Annotated in this window: 12 protein-coding genes; 4 read left to right on the top strand and 8 right to left on the bottom strand. The window is 47.6% G+C overall.

Annotated elements, in window-relative coordinates:
* Positions 1 to 686 precede the first annotated feature (686 nt).
* Positions 687 to 2,756 carry a serine/threonine-protein kinase gene (locus QUB11_RS12715; RefSeq protein WP_333155454.1) on the top strand — a complete coding sequence of 690 codons (2,070 nt, stop codon included), beginning with the start codon at positions 687 to 689 and terminating at the stop codon, positions 2,754 to 2,756.
* Positions 2,757 to 2,861: 105 nt separating this feature from the next.
* Here QUB11_RS12715 and QUB11_RS12710 read toward each other — a convergent pair whose 3' ends face one another.
* The 3 genes from QUB11_RS12710 to QUB11_RS12700 all read right to left on the bottom strand — a co-directional run bounded on the left by QUB11_RS12710 (position 2,862) and on the right by QUB11_RS12700 (position 5,831).
* Entirely contained in the window at positions 2,862 to 3,413 is a 552-nt protein-coding gene (locus QUB11_RS12710; protein ID WP_333203271.1) for a GUN4 domain-containing protein, read from the bottom strand.
* A 44-nt stretch (positions 3,414 to 3,457) separates the two neighbouring features.
* On the bottom strand, positions 3,458 to 5,128 hold the full coding sequence (locus QUB11_RS12705; RefSeq protein WP_333203272.1) for a calcium-binding protein: 1,671 nt from the start codon (positions 5,126 to 5,128) through the stop codon (positions 3,458 to 3,460).
* A 70-nt stretch (positions 5,129 to 5,198) separates the two neighbouring features.
* On the bottom strand, positions 5,199 to 5,831 hold the full coding sequence (locus tag QUB11_RS12700) for a transaldolase family protein (RefSeq protein ID WP_333203274.1): 633 nt from the start codon (positions 5,829 to 5,831) through the stop codon (positions 5,199 to 5,201).
* 279 nt (positions 5,832 to 6,110) lie between these two features.
* On the opposite strand from QUB11_RS12700, the gene QUB11_RS12695 reads away from it, so the two are divergent.
* Positions 6,111 to 6,338, top strand: a complete 228-nt coding sequence (locus tag QUB11_RS12695; protein ID WP_333203276.1) for a hypothetical protein — start codon at positions 6,111 to 6,113, stop codon at positions 6,336 to 6,338.
* 261 nt (positions 6,339 to 6,599) lie between these two features.
* On the opposite strand, the gene QUB11_RS12690 is transcribed toward QUB11_RS12695, so the two are convergent.
* Positions 6,600 to 7,763 carry a quinone-dependent dihydroorotate dehydrogenase gene (locus QUB11_RS12690; protein ID WP_333203278.1) on the bottom strand — a complete coding sequence of 388 codons (1,164 nt, stop codon included), beginning with the start codon at positions 7,761 to 7,763 and terminating at the stop codon, positions 6,600 to 6,602.
* A 187-nt stretch (positions 7,764 to 7,950) separates the two neighbouring features.
* Positions 7,951 to 9,141: a transposase gene (locus QUB11_RS12685; RefSeq protein ID WP_333203280.1), complete on the bottom strand. Its 1,191-nt coding sequence runs from the start codon at positions 9,139 to 9,141 to the stop codon at positions 7,951 to 7,953.
* Between the two features lie 199 nt (positions 9,142 to 9,340).
* Between QUB11_RS12685 and QUB11_RS12680 the strand changes: the two genes are divergently transcribed.
* The gene (locus tag QUB11_RS12680) at positions 9,341 to 12,262 is read left to right on the top strand and encodes a GAF domain-containing protein (RefSeq protein ID WP_333203282.1); all 2,922 of its coding nucleotides are present in this window, start codon (positions 9,341 to 9,343) and stop codon (positions 12,260 to 12,262) included.
* 234 nt (positions 12,263 to 12,496) lie between these two features.
* Here the strand turns inward: QUB11_RS12680 and QUB11_RS12675 are convergent, their stop codons facing one another.
* A complete protein-coding gene (locus tag QUB11_RS12675; protein ID WP_333203284.1) occupies positions 12,497 to 12,970 on the bottom strand; it encodes an ABA4-like family protein in 474 nt (157 codons plus the stop codon).
* Between the two features lie 178 nt (positions 12,971 to 13,148).
* Here QUB11_RS12675 and QUB11_RS12670 point away from each other — a divergent pair, with 178 nt between their 5' ends.
* A complete protein-coding gene (locus tag QUB11_RS12670) occupies positions 13,149 to 14,159 on the top strand; it encodes a leucine-rich repeat domain-containing protein (RefSeq protein WP_333203286.1) in 1,011 nt (336 codons plus the stop codon).
* A gap of 251 nt (positions 14,160 to 14,410) precedes the next feature.
* Here the strand turns inward: QUB11_RS12670 and QUB11_RS12665 are convergent, their stop codons facing one another.
* Complete coding sequence (locus tag QUB11_RS12665; RefSeq protein WP_333203288.1) at positions 14,411 to 14,632, bottom strand: hypothetical protein; 222 nt, start codon at positions 14,630 to 14,632, stop codon at positions 14,411 to 14,413.
* 134 nt (positions 14,633 to 14,766) lie between these two features.
* Positions 14,767 to 16,266, bottom strand: coding sequence for an NAD(P)/FAD-dependent oxidoreductase (locus QUB11_RS12660; protein ID WP_333256963.1), 1,500 nt, complete (start codon positions 16,264 to 16,266; stop codon positions 14,767 to 14,769).
* Positions 16,267 to 16,336: the final 70 nt, after the last annotated feature.

Below are 16,336 nucleotides of genomic sequence, written 5' to 3'. Positions count from 1 at the left end.
GTCAAGCCAGACTAAAGCCTCCCTTGACTTCAGAGACGCTGCAAGATTTCAATCAAGGGTGCTCATGAGTCTTTTACTAGGTGTGCTACGATCGTCATAAGTTGAAAATTGAGTCTAACTAGACAACGTAAAACATCGTACTCTTATTGTTGAGTACGTCGTTTCACAAACACGGTGTTGCCGTCTAGGAAAACTCGTATTTGAACAAAAACCGAACTAGATAAAGAGGACTAATCAAATACGGTATGCCATACCGGAATTAACGATTTTAGAGAAGACACCTCTAATGCGGCTTGAGTAATCTTGTCAAGGCCAGTAACGCAAGCTGAATCAAAAATCTCACTCACCAAGAGTGCACACAGTAAACGACGGTCGATTTAAAACTGACCAGCCTATAAAAAGGTCGAACGGGATACCACGATTCGTTAAATTGGTTGAAAATAATGGTTAAACAATGGCTAAAAGCTTCCACACTAATAAATAGTTGTAGAGACTTCAAAAATAGGGTGCTGCTCCACCCGAATTTACGCCTGTGGACAAGTAAGAGCCGACTCTCTTGGCAGAAACAGGAATCAAACCCTCTAGAAAATACTTCTAGTTGAATGGTGAAGCTTAGATAAGTTTAGCCAAGTTTTGTAGAGCAGTGTCAAAGTAAAACTTGATAGAGCAACCTCAATCAGGGTTATGTGGCTTCTGTGAGTTATTGCCTCAATCCCAAATGCCCGAATCCCTCCGATCCCGCCAACTCTGGCAAATCCGCGTGTATCCACTGCGGGTCAGAACTTTTGTTGCAAGGTCGATATCGGCTAGTCGCGCCTCTCGGAGGCGGTGGCTTTGGCAGAACATTTGAAGTGGACGACAACGGCGCCCGAAGAGTGCTCAAAGTCCTGCTCAAAGAACATCCCAAAGCTGTAGAACTGTTTAAGCAAGAAGCCGACGTATTGGTCAGGCTCAGACATCCAGGTATTCCAAAAGTCGATCGCGACGGTTATTTTATATTTACGCCAGCTCACAGCACAGAGTCTTTTCACTGTCTGGTGATGGAGAAAATTGCTGGGGCCAATTTGCAAGACTGGCTGAAACATCGGGGCCGCCCGATCAGTCAAGAACAAGCTGTGAACTGGCTCAAACAACTGTCGGAAATTTTAGACCAAGTTCACCGCCTCAACTATTTCCATCGGGATATCAAGCCGCACAATATTATGTGCAAGCCAAACGGGCAGTTAGTGCTGATTGACTTCGGGACTGCTCGGGAAGTGTCGGCGACTTATTTCGCTAAGGTGGGCCAGGGGCAAAATGTAACTGGTATTGTTTCCCCCGGCTACACGCCGCCGGAACAAACAAATGGCAAGGCTGTTCCGCAGTCCGATTTTTTTGCTCTGGGGCGCACTTTTGTTTATTTGCTGACTGGAAAGCCGCCGACTGCGTTTCCAGAGAATCCGCGCACGGGCAGATTAATGTGGCGCAAAGGAGCTCCTCAAGTTTCCGACTCCGTGGCTAATGTGATCGATTATCTGATGGCGCCTTTTCCGGGGAATCGACCTCAAAGTCCCCAGATGGTTTTGCAGTGCTTGGAGGAAATTAATCTCGACGGCGCAGAAACTCAGGTGCCGACTCAGTTGCCGACGACGGGGCAAACTAAAATTCGCGCAACTGCCGGGGCGTCTGGGGCGAAGAAGCAGAGTTCCATAAACCGCCTCAGACCTCTGAATTCGGGATTGAACAAGACCGAAAAAGATGTTTTTGATTGGAAAAAGAAGTTGCTGGCGGGCACGGCTGTTTTGATGGTGAGTATTGGCGCGTCCCAAATTTACGGTTCGCTGCGTTACGGGGTGTTTCCGGCAAACCCGGTGTGGCTGCTTTCGACTTTACCTACCACTCATTTTTTGCAAAGAAGTTTGGATAATGTCGGGAGTGTAAATGCGATCGCCCTGTCCCCGGACGGTCAAACTTTGGTGAGCGCAAGCTTTGGGACGATTAGAATTTGGAATGTGAGGACGGGACGGCTGGTGCGGACTCTCAATTCGGTGCATTCTAAAAAATCTGTCAACACGCTGGCGGTGAGCCCGAACAGCTCAATTTTGGCCAGTGGCGGCGGCGACAAGAATGTGATTCTCTGGGATTTGAAGACGGGGCGACGGATGCGGACGATTCCCGCTCACACAGCCGCCGTCAACTCCATCGCTTTTAGCAGGGACGGTCAAACTCTCGCTAGTGGCAGCGATGACAAAACTATTCGCTTGTGGAATGTCAAAACCGGGAGCAGGTTGCGGACTTTGAGCGGCCACGCCGGAGGAGTAAACGCGATCGCTTGGAGCCGGGACGGTAAAACTCTCGCTAGCGGCAGCCAGGACAAGACTGTGCGTTTGTGGAATCTCGGCACCGGAGAAGTCAGAAGAATTATCACAGGTCACCGGGGCCCGGTTACTGCTGTGGCTTTTAGCCCGAACGGGCAAAGTGTGGCTAGTGCTAGCACCGACAATACGATCCGTTTGTCGAACGTGCAAGACGGGAAGCGCACCCGCACTTTTAAAGGGCATTCGGACTGGGTGAGGACGATCGCCTTTAGCCCGGACAGCCGCACTTTGATCAGCGGGGGCGGAGATATTATAGTTTGGGATTTGAAGACGGGAAAAGAAAGAAGCAGTCTTTCTGGTCACAGTCAGTTTGTGAGTTCTATTGCTATTTCCAGAGATAGCAAGACTTTTGTGAGCGCCAGTCCCGATCGCACTATTAAGATTTGGCGAATGCCATAATTTTACTATTTTAGATTTTAGATTTTAGATTGAAGAGTCGAGGCGAGTGAGAAATCCCATCCCGACTCCGACGTGGAAGTCTGGGCATTGCCCGCCCTACAACTGTTACTTGCCACAATTGGCAAAAGTAGAAAACAAGTTAAATTCTGTAACCCTCCACGCTTGCCATGTCTGCGCGCCAGCAAAAAGACTGTACCTAGTTATGCTTTTATCGCTGTCAACATAACTTTGCCAACTTAATGAAGCAACAGTGGGATACTGGGCTGGAAACTCCCCTGGTATAGGACTTACTTGCGAGCTCATGTTCCATCCTACTTGCTTGCTAAAATCTTGAATTTGACCTTCGCAAGTGCGACAGCTAGAACCGCCCACTTTCTGCCAAATCTCTAACTGTGGAGTCAATCCATATTTTCCGTTGCTCGATTGCATCCACAGGCGATCGATCGCGCGGAGGTTCGGGCAAGACAGATTGGCGGGGTTGTTACGGATCAGAGAGACTGTTTCTTGATCTGCTTCGTACCATTTTTTGGCTTCTAATAAGGATTGAAGTTTGCTAAATTCGCTGTTGCTTTCTTGTGAATTAGCGGTAAATGCTGGTTGCAAAACTGCAATAAATGTGCCTACTAATGCGAGGGATAGTTTGCCAAGTTTAATCATGTTCCCTGATTAAAAGTGATTTAACAAAGGACAGTTTACCATCTCTAGACCGAGATGAAATCTTCAGAGCCAATAAAATTGGGAGCAACGCCTGTCAAAGAAGCTAAAACTTCACCGCTGCTGGCTACTCTAATTAATGTGCCGTTAGTTCCAGGGGAAATTGATAGTTGTCCGAAGGTCAAGCCATTGATTAATTGAATCGTATCTTGAGAGTTGGCGAAATCAGAGATTGTATCAATTCCCAATCCCGCACCTAAAACAAATACATCGTTGCCTGCGCCGCCGACGAGATTATCGTTGGCCAAACCGCCGTTGAGAGTGTCAAAACCTTTGCCGCCAGATAGGTTGTCGCTGCCGTCGCCGCCATTAAGGATATCATTGCCCCGCAAACCGTTGATGTTATCGCTGCCATTCGTGCCTGTCAGGTTGTCGTTGCCGGGAGTGCCGTTGATGACGTTTGGAGGGTTATTGCTGCCACCTGGAGTGCTGGGGGTGTTAGAAACAAAAATGTCGCTGTGATTGTTAGTGTCTCCCGGCACGAGGTTGGAGGAAGATGATGGAAACGCCACAAACCGCCCGTCGGCTGAGATGGAGGGGCTGGCGAAGTCTTGGGTGGAGGCGTTTCCCTGATTACCTGCTGAGTCTACAGAGAGGCGGGTGGTGGTATTGGTTAACAAGTCCCGCATGAAAATGTCAGCGGTATTGTTAGTGTCCCCCGGCACGAGGTTGGAGGCATCAGATAAAAACGCCACAAACCGCCCGTCGGCTGAGATGGAGGGGATGTAGGAGTCACTGTTCGCCAGATTGCCTGCTGAGTCTACAGAGACGCGGGTGGTGGTATTGGTTGACAAGTCCCGCACGAGGACATCTGGGCTATTGTTAGTATCATCCGCCGGCACGAGGTTAGTGGCATCAGATAAAAACGCCACAAACCGCCCGTCGGCTGAGATGGAGGGGGTGTAGGAGTAGCCGTTCCCCAGATTGCCTGCTGAGTCTACAGAGACGCGGGCGGTGGTATTGATTGACAAGTCCCGCACGAAGATTTCGTAGCGATAGTTAGGGTCTCCCGGCACGAGGTTGGAGGAATTTGAAGAAAACGCCACAAACCGCCCGTCGGCTGAGATAGAGGGGTAGTAGGAGTCACTGTTGGCCTGATTGTCTGCTGAGTCAACAGAGACGCGGGTGGTGGTATTCGTCAACAAGTCCCGCAGAAAGATGTCGTTTGTATTGTTAGTGTCCCCCGGCACTAAGTTGGAGCCCTGAGATTGAAACGCCACAAACCTCCCGTCGGCTGAGATGGAGGGATCGGAGGAAACAAGGTTTCCCTGATTGCCTGCTGAGTCAACAGAGACGCGGGTAGTTGTATTGGTTAACAAGTCTCGCACGAAGATGTCACCGAGATTGTTAGTGTCCCCCGGCACTAGGTTGGAGGCATCAGAATAAAACGCCACCAACCGCCCGTCGGCTGAGATGGAGGGCTGGGAGGACCAGCCGTTCGCCTGATTGCCTGCTGAGTCAACAGAGACGCGGGTGGTGGTGTTGGTTGACAAGTCCCGCAGGAAGATGTCGATGTTATTGTTAGTGTCCCCCGGCACTAGGTTGGAGGCAGATGATTCAAACGCCACAAACCGCCCGTCGGCTGAGATGGAGGGGCGTACGGACCAGTTGTTCCCCTGATTGCCTGCTGAGTCAACAGAGACGCGAGTAATTGTCATAAGTATTGGTGTTAAAAGGACAAGTTTAAATATCCCCGGATCTTACTCGCAGCATACAAGATAGCCAAGCTCATATTCCCCGCCCGTTTTTGGCAAATTCATCAACAGTTTGCTGCGATAATTCGTGAACTGTCATTGCTTGCAACACGTCAAAAGGCAATGTTAAATGATGGGCGCCAGCTAATAAAGTCTTCACCGCTTCTTCCGGCGATTTAATGCTAGCTGCCAAAATTTCAGTATTACTTTTCTTCAAGACATTTGCCATTTCTTGCACTAAGGCAAAACCGTCTCCCAACAATCTGGTGGCGCGATTCACGTAGGCGATCGCATATTTTGCCCCCGCTTCTGCTGAAACAACTGCTTGTGATGCGCTGTAAATAGCTGTCACCGCGCAAGGAATTTCCGGTGACAAATGCGCTACTGCTTGAAAACCAGCCGCCGTTGCTGGAACTTTCAAAACTGTTTGCTGTCCAATTAATTCAAAAGCCACTTTTCCTTCTGCTACCATGCCATCAAAATCAGATGCAGTTAGCTGATAATACACTTCCCCAGGAATAAGTTTCGCCAGTTGTTTGAGCGTCACATCTGGAGATAAATCGCTTTTTCCCAGGAGGGTTGGATTAGTAGTAATTCCCGAAAGCCAGCCGAACTGGCTCGCCTCTTTTGCTTCTGCTACAATTGCAGTATCGAGATAAATTCCCATCAGCTCTACACCTTTATTTTTTTAGTTTATTCTGAGTTTTCCGAGGCTTAGTTTCAATTTGATGCCAGTGAGCGTCAAATTGATTGTTAGGTATTAACTGTAGCAGATTTGTCAAAACATCGCTAGGAAGTAAAAATAACAATTAAGTGATGGGTATCACGTCACTTGCTGATTACGATCGCCATGTAAGAAAACTTCGATCGCCAAATGCCGGAAACAAACAATTTATATTTGTAGTATGGGTTATGTATGCAGTAACTCAAGGAGGTGACTCATAAAATGAGAGAAAAAGAAAATCATCAGTCACAAGTCAGTCTTGAGGAATCTTGTGACAAAGCGGAGTTTGAAAAACCAGCATCAGCCCCTCAAGACTTACCAGAAAATGATAATTCTCAAACTGAGTCTCAAGCATTTGAAAATCACGGTGAAGATGGTTTGAAGGCTCTAGCACGGTTAATGATGGTGAGTCTAACTTGGTCGCTGGCAGGACTTTCTAAACCCAAGTAAATTTTTGGGTTATTGGTTATTGGTAATAAACACTGGTATTATGCCCGAGTGCGATGAATCTTTAAGTTTTAACATCCAATTCCTAATCTCTAGCCTGTGCTTTTTATAGTACAGGCTTTCCCATTTCCCAATCGGATGGGACTCAATGCCTCATCCCTGGGCTTCGCCCAATTCCCAATATCAAACTTTTATTGATATCAACTGTTTTGGCGGTTGCTATCAATCCGCCCCAAAGACACAATATTGTTGTGTCCATATTTGCTACTTAATATTTTCCGAACCTACTGCCTCAGAAATCGAATTAAATCCTTTTTCTTCCAACTTTTGCAGCAAACCTTGGAGAATCCGACGCACCATCCAAGGCCCTTCGTAAACCCAACCGGTGTAAACTTGAATTAAACTTGCACCGGCGGCTATTTTTTCCCAAGCATCTTCGGCGGTGAAAATGCCACCAACTCCAATTATGGGTAATTCGCCTTTTGTATATTGCCAGATAAATCGGATTACTTCTGTCGATCGCTCCCGCACAGGAAGCCCGCTAATTCCCCCGGCTTCTTCGGCGATTGGTTTGCCTGTTTCTCGCAATATTTGTGTTTTCAATCCGTCGCGGCGGATGGTGGTATTTGTGGCGATAATTCCTGCTAGTTGGTAGGTTTTTGCTAAGTCAAGGATTGATACGAGATCCTCTGGCTCCAAATCCGGCGCAATCTTGACTAAAATTGGCTTGATTCCCTGATTTTCTTGTTGCAAAATTTCCAAAATTGTGCTAAGTCCAGCAGCATCTTGGAGCGATCGCAACCCAGGCGTATTCGGAGACGAAACGTTGACTACAAAATAGTCGCCCCAATCTTTCAGCAGCTTAAAACTCTCCAAATAGTCGGCAGCGGCTTGCTCTAACGGTGTTACCTTAGATTTACCGAGATTGATGCCCAAGGGTAACGGGGACTGAGGCATGGGGCGCTGGGCATCGAGTGGGGACTTTTTCTGTGCTGCCTGAAACCGGGCTGCCATTGCCGCGGCTCCTTGATTGTTAAATCCCATGCGGTTGAGGGCTGCACTGTCCTGAGTCAAGCGAAACAAGCGAGGTTGGGGGTTTCCCGGCTGTGGTTGACAAGTGACAGTGCCGAGTTCGGCAAAGCCAAAGCCAAAATTTGCCCAAATGTCGGCAGCTACGCCGTTTTTATCAAATCCGGCGGCTAAGCCGACAGGATTGTTAAAGCTCAGTCCCCATAAAGATTGTTCGAGGCGAGAATCTTGGACTCCCAAAGATTTCTGCAATCGAGAGAGCATTTGGCTGGTGGCGGGGTTTGACTGGGTTCTGGCTGCGAGTTCTAGAACTTGGAGAGTGCGGTTGTGCAGCCACTCGGCATCGGTTTTCAATACGGAAAACAACAGCGGGCGTACACTTGATTGATAAATATCCAATGATTTGTACTGGGGCAATTTACAAATTAGAAATGAGAAGGAAAATAAAAATATTCACGAGCAGACAGTGAAGGTGAGGTTGTTACTTCAACTTCGATCGACTTTATCCAATGTTTGAGACTGAAGGATAAGTGAGACGATTATATTTTGACACTCCCCTGCTATCAAGGCGAGGGGATTCTTTGATCTACGAGCTGACTTGCTCAGGCAGGATTTCTCCAACCAAAGTAGAGGTCAATTCTCCCAAAGCGTTGCTTGCTTCTAGAGCAAAGGTTCCGGTATGCCCTACCGTACCCAATCCCCGACTTAGGATATTTCTAGCGGCGTTAAAATCTCTATCCATCAGACATCCACATTTACAAGCGTGAGTTCTGGTGGATAGTGTTTTTTTGACCATTTCACCGCAGCTAGAGCATTCTTGGCTGGTATATTGCGGACTTACCGCAACCGTTACGCGCTCAAATACTTTTCCAAAATATTCAAGCCAAACACGGAATTGATACCAAGATGCGTCGTTAATAGACTTAGCTAGACAATGATTTTGCACCATATTTTTGATCCTCAAATCTTCGTAGACTATCAAGTCGTTTGACTGAATTACGCACCTTGCCAACTTCACGGCATGGTCTTTACGCTGCCTACTTATTTTGAGATGGCGCTTACCTAAAATCTGTCTGGCTTTGCCTCTGTTTTTTGAACCTCTTACTTTTCTTGATACTCCACGCTGACTGCGCTTAAGAACACGTTCACCTTTTCTCAGGAATCTAGGGTTTTCAACCGTGACTCCGTTTGAATCGGTGTAATATTCTTTCAATCCAACATCTAGTCCAATCGTATTACCTGTTGGTTCTGTCTTTTCCTGTCGGTTAACATCAATGCAGAACTGGACGTAGACACCATCAGCACGTTTTACCAGTCGAACTCGTTTAATCTGGCTGACTTGATAAAAATGCAAGTCTCGCGTACCTTTGAGCTTGAGCTTGCCGATTGCTTTTTTGTCGGTAAAAGTTATCGACTTTCTGTCGATTGCAAGTTTCCACCCAGTCGATTTATAGTCAACGGAGCGACAATCTTTCTGGAACTGCGGATACCCTTTTTTACCAGGAACCTTTTTCTTGCAGTTTTCGTAGAACCGAGAGATAGCTGCCCAAGCGCGTTCGGCACTTGCTTGCCTTGCTTGGGAGTTGAGCTCGTCAGCGAACGGAAAAGTCGCTGCCAGTACAGCGCAGTATTTGTTCAAGTCGTATTTATTCTTTTTAGGATGGTCCATCCAATAGCGTAAGCAGCTATTGCGAACAAACTGAGAAGTGCGAATTGCTTCGCTTACCGCGTTAAACTGACTTGATTTTCCGTAAGCTTTAAACTCAAAAACTAGCATTGCTCTTACCTCCACTTTTATGCTATCGCAGTCAGCACAAAATGGGTGAGTATGCAATGAAAGTTTACAATTAAAGCCGTCCTAGAAGGACAGGGTTTTAAACCCAGAATTTTTGATAAGTTGATTCTTTGGCATTTTAATTTTTGGAATTTTTAAGTTAGTAATTTTAAATTATACAAAGGTGCGGGGAAGCTTGGAAATGGGGCAGCAGCAAAGACCAAAGGATTTAGACGAACAAATCGCGACCCTAGAGCGCGTTCTCCTGACTCTCCGAGAAGAGGAGAATGTTGAAGTGCTACTTTCGACCACACTCGGTTACTTGCAAGCGGAATTTGACTGGCGGTTGATTTGGATCGGGTTGTACGATCGACAGGCCCACAGATTGTTCGGGAAAGGCGGCATAACTCCTAACGGCGACCTGTCTTTTCTCAAACAGCGGTTTGCCCTCAGCCCAGGGGATTTGCTGGAACAAGTGGTGATTCAGCTCCGGCCGGTGGGAGTCCCGGATTTGCGATCGGAAAACCGAGCCGGAGAATGGCGCAAAGCAGCTCAAACTTTCAATATTCAAGGCACGACTCTGTTTCCGCTGCGCTACAAAGACCGCTGCTACGGCGTGATTTTGCTCGGAACTGAGGTATGGGGAGCGTCGCCCAAGTCGGGGGAAAAAACGCAGTTGGCGATCGTATTTGGAGCGCTGGCAACTGCTCTTTACCAAATAGAAAAAGACTGGCAGCGACAACAAGTTAAACACCCAGATGAGTCTCTTTTAGCGCTGATTTCGCAGTTGGGGGAATTGCGATCGCTCGACCAATACTTGCAAGCGGTGGTCGAACAAACTCATGAATTTATCGAGCCGACACGCACCAATGTTTATTGGTTCGAGCGAGAGCGACGCTATTTTTGGCGCCGAGTCAGCAACCGCGAAGTTACTCCGGGTTTGGGCGGGCCGGCCCGACCGGCTTCGGGCATCACCGTTCAAGACTTGGGCGAATTTTATCAGGCTTTGGGCAGGGAAGAAATGGTTTGGATCGGTGAATCTCAAAGTTCTCTGAAAACTGAGCTGACGGGACGGTTGATGCAGCAAATCCGCGCTCGCTCTCTGTTGGCTGCGCCGATTGTTTCGGAAGGGGAATTGTTGGGATTTTTGGCAGTCGAAGCCGGCGAGCCCCGGATTTGGCAAGATAATGAAAAGCATTACCTGCGGGGAGTGGCGCAGTTAGTGGCTCTGACGGCTCCTATGTCGGAGATGGAGGAGAAAATTCAACAAACTGAGATCGATCGAGATTTAACTGCCGGAATAGCTCACGCCATCTACAGCGATGCTGACTGGGAGGCGACTTTGAAAAATACCGCCGAACAGTTGTGCGATCGGCTCAAATGCGAATACTTTTTGCTGCTGCTGTACGGCGAAGAACAAAATCGCTTTGAAATTGTCTGCCAAAATCTGCCCCGCAACCGCAGGGCAGTGCCGTCGCCACTCAACGCCCTGGATGTGGCTGACGTGGGGCTGTTGCAAGCAAGTGCACCTCTGGCTATTGAAAATTGGGAGGAAGATGGGCGGCTGGGCGCTTGGCGGGAAGTGTTGGGGGAAGCTGGGGTGCGATCGCTGTTGGCATCGAGCACTCGGGCGAAAAAGGCAGAGGGAGAAAACCCCAATCTAAAATCAAAAATCGCCAATCGCAAATCGATCGAGGGTTTGCTGGTTGTCGGGCACAGTGCAACTCGCACTTGGAGGCGATCGGAGCAAGAATTAGTTCGGCTAGTGGGCGAACAACTCGGATTGATCCTGCACTCGTGGCAGCAGAGTTCGGCAATCGACAAATATCAGCAATTTGAACGCTCGCTCAAATCGGGTTTGGCGGTTTTGCACCATTCTCCTGATGAGCAATCTGAGGAACCGATATCTGCTGCTTCACCGACGATGTTCCCAGAGTTGCCACTACAAAAGCTCGATCGTAACTTTGCTCAACACGTTTCCCAGACAATTTCCTGTCCTTTAGTAGCCGTAATTACTTGGAATCCCGGTGACGAGGAAGGTTCCATCGTGGCGACGGTAGCTGCCAATCCTGTATTTGCCCTCAATCCCGAGGCGGTGATTCCTGTCAAAACAGATGCCTTGATCCAACAAACCCTGGCTGCTAACTGCGTGGTGCAACAGAGCACGAGCCAACTGCCCCTGGCGACGAAGCGGTGGCTCCGCAGCCCGGGAATTGGCGAGATTATGACGGTGGCGCTGCAGACTGCCCCAGAACACGCTGCGGCGGGCATTGTGGTGGCTGCGGACGCTCCGGGCCGCCAGTGGTCGGAGTTGTCGGTGAGTTTACTCAGCTCGATGGCGTCTCAGTTGGCTTGGTGGCGCAGGTATTTGGCCGTGCAATCGGCCGCCGAGTCGCAGCGATTGGATCTGGAGCTGCTCAACTGGTACAAACAGCGCCGTTTTGAGGACTTTTACCGCACTGTGGGAGCGGGGGTGAAGGAGTTGGGGGAGTTGAGTCAGTCGATTTTGCAGTCGGCGAAGGAGCAAAAGGATGCTCTGAAAACTTTGCGCTACCAACAGGTTTTGCGACACATTGGCAATGCTGTGGGGTCAACTCATTTGCTGCTGAAACAGGAGCAGTGGCGGCTGCAATTCGGACAAGATGCGGTGCCTGTGAGCGCTTGGCTGAGGCGATCGCTCGATCGAACTGCCCCCCTGGTCAAACAGTCGCAAGTCTTGCTGGAAGTGCACAGAGAAGCTGCTGTGTCGATGCCTGCGGGTCAGACTTTGAGCGTTCGCGGGGACAGCATCAAGCTGGATTTGATCCTGTGCGAATTGCTGGCGACGGCTTGCAGGCGCTCTGCTGTGGGCGCCAAGATTGAGATTCGCTCTGAGTTGTTGGGGGAAGATTTGTTAGAATTGTCTGTGATCGATAGCGGCGCGTGCGATCGACACTTCATTGCAGCCTTCAACGGCGATTCCGAACCCGATATATTAGCGGTTTCTAGTTCCCATAGGTCGATCGTGCAAAATCTCTTAATTTGTCAGCGAGCGGTACGCTTAATGGGGGGAAACTTTTCTATAGAAATGTTAGAAAACAATTTAATTGTGGCTCGTTTAGTGCTGCCCCTAGCCCATTCTTAATATTGCCCAATATTGTAAAAATCCCAACCTGCGATCGAGGATTGTAGGGGCGGGTTTCACCAACAATAATTGCCTAAAACCCATAATCTCATAAACCCGCCCCCACCCAACATTAAACCGCCATCTACCTCTTTCAAAATACAAGGAGCGGGTTTAGCTACGCTCTATATTGTTATTGATATCTTGCGCCCTTCTTAGGGACGAACGGGCACGAGCGGCCCGTTCCACAATACATCAATTTTCTTGTGTGGTGGGCATCTTGTCCGCCCCTGAAAGACTTTCAGAACTCGGGAAAAACCTTTGAGTAATCCAAGCAGTTACAATATGAGAAAGCAATCCCATCGGCCCAGCAAAAAAACACAAAGCCAAAGAATGAACCGTCCAAACTCCTGTCCGCTGTCCTTCCAAATAAATCCAGCGCCCGACAAACAAGTCCATCACTAAAAAATGTATCCATCCCGTAGCAGCCGCCGTTTCTTCCCCCAGAAACTTAGCAATATCTGCTAACTTAGGATTGGATAAAGCAGCCGCATTTTCCGCAGTCAGACTGCTACCAAACAAATATATGTACAAAACGGCTAGCACTGCAAACGGAATAAAGGAATTCATTACTTTTCGGGTAATTCCCCAGTTTGGTAATAAAATCATAATTGCCCAGAAAGGCACAACGAACAGATTACCGACATTAAAAATTAGTTCTGGTGTCATAGTTGGCTCTTGGCTCCTGCGAATGCAATGCAATTAAGGATGTTAAGATTACTTTACACAATTTTTGCCAAAATTTCTCAAAACCCGAAAAAAATCTCATTCACAAATGAAATAGAATTGCTATACTTATCTAAAATTTCAAATCTCGCATCTAAAATCGATTAAGGCAGCACAGCCCATGACAAATTATAATAACTTTCCCGATTGGTGCAAGCAAAAAGAGAATCTCTCGCTTGATGCTAAACATACGGTAGAAATACTGTTGCAATTATCAGATACTGCCGAGTGCGATCGAGCTAACGAACTGCTTTCTAATACAACAGAACTTAACCTCAAAAATCTTCAAATTACCGATATCAGCCCCCTCTCATCCTTCACTCAACTTACTAATCTCATCCTCGGCAGTAATCAAATATCTGACCTCGCTCCCCTGCAATCTTTAACTAACCTGAAAACTCTGATTATGGATGTTAATCAAATATCAGATATCAGTCCGCTTTCATCTATAATAAATCTGACTCAACTCGTTCTCGATACCAATCAAATATCAGATATCAGTCCCTTAGCAGGTCTAACGAATCTTACCGCACTTGTCTTGTTTGACAACAAAATTTCCGACATCACTCCGGTGAAAAAGTTAACTAACTTAAAGGCGCTGATTCTCTACAAAAATCAAATTTCAGATATCGCTCCTCTGGAAAATTTAACTGAACTCCAGACACTCTACCTTTACAATAATAAAATATCGGATATCACCCCGCTGGCTTCCTTGAAAAATCTCAAAACGCTGTTTCTATTCGGAAATGAAATATCTGACCTGACTCCGCTGGAATCTCTAACAAACTTAAATAAATTGGTTTTATTCCAAAATAAAATATCAGATATTAGTCCTTTGACATCACTCACTAATTTAATTGAACTTAACCTCGGTAACAATCAAATATCAGACATCAGTCCGCTGAAATCCTTAACTAATTTGACTGAACTTTATCTGTTCAACAATCCGATTTCGGATAGCAGCGCGCTACAAGCTTTAAATAATTTATTTTTACTAGACTTGTACAACAATCAAATCTCGGATATCAGTTCCCTGCAATCTTTGCAAAAGTTGACTACCCTGGACTTGCGCGGGAATCCCATTGTTAATAAAATTTGCCCTGTCAATCCTGAATCAATCTGCCGGTTTTAATTAATTATTAAGGTCGAGGCAAGATAGCAGTTTATAGAGTATCATGTCAAAGGTCAATATCAGGAGAAAGTGATGAGCGGACACGATGCTTTGATGTTAGGATTGCTGCTGTTGCCAGGTTTGGCTTTGTCGATCGCAATTATGGGCGCTTTTGCCGCTGGTGGATAATCAGTTTTGGCAGCAGGCAGATTTTGTAAAAAGTAGTTTTTTCCTCGTTTTCATCGTTCCCAGGCTCTGGCTGGGAACGCATTTCACTCTTGCTCAGCCTCCTGTTTTTTTGCCAGCGAGGCAGAGCCTCTGGATCTCGGTTCCCAGCCAGAGGCGGGGAACCAGTTAATCCGTTGCCGAACTTCCTTCTTCCTGACATCCGTTACATCCGTTACATAATCCGTTGCCGAACTTCCTTCTTCCTGACATCCGTTACATCTGACATCTTGCACCATTCTCAAGAACAGGCAAGATGCCTGTTCCACAAGAGATAAATTTTTTTGTGGAACAGGCCGAAAAGCCTGTTCATAAAAGGTTTATTGACAATGGTGCAAGATGTGAGTTACATCCGTTACATCCGTTACATCCGTTACATAATCCGTTGCCGAACTTCCTTCGCTTACAAAAATTGTGCTGTAACATCCGAATTTACTAAAGTATTCGCGCACAAAATACCCGATGCTGCGACGGCGGGGACGCCAATTCCGGGCATGGTGCTGTCTCCCACGCGATACAAGCCTTTGACTGGTGTTTGCGGGCCGGGAAATGTGCCTTTTCCGGCGGCAATTGCAGGCCCGTAAGTTCCTTGATATCGGCGCAAAAATCGGGCGTGGGTTAGCGGTGTGCCGATCGACTCTAAGACTATCCGCGATCGCAAATCCGGTATAATTTTTTCTAAAGCTTGAAACAGAGATTGCGATCGCTCTTGCTTTTTCTGCTGATACAATTCGCCATATTCCCAACCTTCGTAAGGTTCCAATGTATAAGCATGAACGGCGTGATGTCCGGGCGGCGCGAGAGTTGCATCCCACACTGTAGGAATCGAAATCATGCAAGTATTTCCGGGTACTGTAATGTCAATCTTGCTGTCGTGAACGACGACGTGGTGGCCGGTCAAACCTTCGAGTCCTTCGGCTTTAATTCCTAAATGCAGGTGCATAAAACTGTCTACTGCTGGCATCGACAAAGCGTTTTTTCGGTAGCTTTCCGGCAAATCTTCAGAGCGCAGTAATTTTGTATAAGTATCCCAGATTGTGGCATTTGAAATAACAATTGGGGCGCGGATAACTTCGCCATTTTTCAAGCGAACGCCCGTGGTTTTGCCGGATTCAACTAATATTTGCTCGACAGGAGATCCCAGGCGCAATTTTCCTCCCCAGCGCTGCAAACCTCTCACTAAAGCATCGACGATCGCACCGCTGCCACCTACAGGATATTCGATCGCACAGCGCGATCGTTCGCCAATCATAAATGCTATTTCCGGCGCGACAGTTCCGTGCGCTTTCAAACCCGACAGCAAAAAGCACTCCAAATCGATCAAACGCCGCACCCAAGGGTCACGCACGTCGCGATCCATCAAGGAACCTGCTGAACCCGCGATCGCACCTACTAGCGGCAACAGCTTCAGCAAAGCAGGCGAGTACCGAGACAGCAAAACAGGTATCAACTGCCAGTCGGATCTCAGTGCTAAAGCCGGAATTCCACGCAAAGCTTCATACAAAACTAATAAATTTTCTTGAAATTGCTGTAATTCTACAGCACCTTGCGGTGCGAATTTAGCTACAGCATCTAAGTAACTTCTCGCATCAGCATAAATCGGTAAACTTCCCTCTGGAAAATGGTAATGCCCCAGCGGATCGTAGGAAATTGCTGCGATCGATTCCTCCAAAACATCAAAAACTTGCCGCAAAGGATTGAACGACCCGGGGTCAGTCAAACCGCAATAAAAAGAAGGCCCCGAATCAAAGTGAAATCCCCGGCGCGAAAAGCTGTGAGCTGCCCCGCCCGCTATGATGTGGCTCTCGCAGACGAGAACCCGCTTGCCGTAGCGAGCTAGCATCGAGCCTGCGACTAAGCCCCCAATACCGCTGCCAATTACGATCGCATCAAAGTCTTGCATTTATCAAATGTGGTATAATTGTATTATTTCTTGCTAAGTGTTGACCCGCCCAAAAACGGGTACCGTGCCA

Source organism: Microcoleus sp. B6-A1 (genome assembly GCF_036705085.1).
In the GTDB taxonomy this organism is placed as follows: Bacteria; Cyanobacteriota; Cyanobacteriia; order Cyanobacteriales; family Microcoleaceae; genus Microcoleus.
Note: the sequence above shows the minus strand (reverse complement) of the source record. Positions and strands in the feature narration are given on the sequence as shown.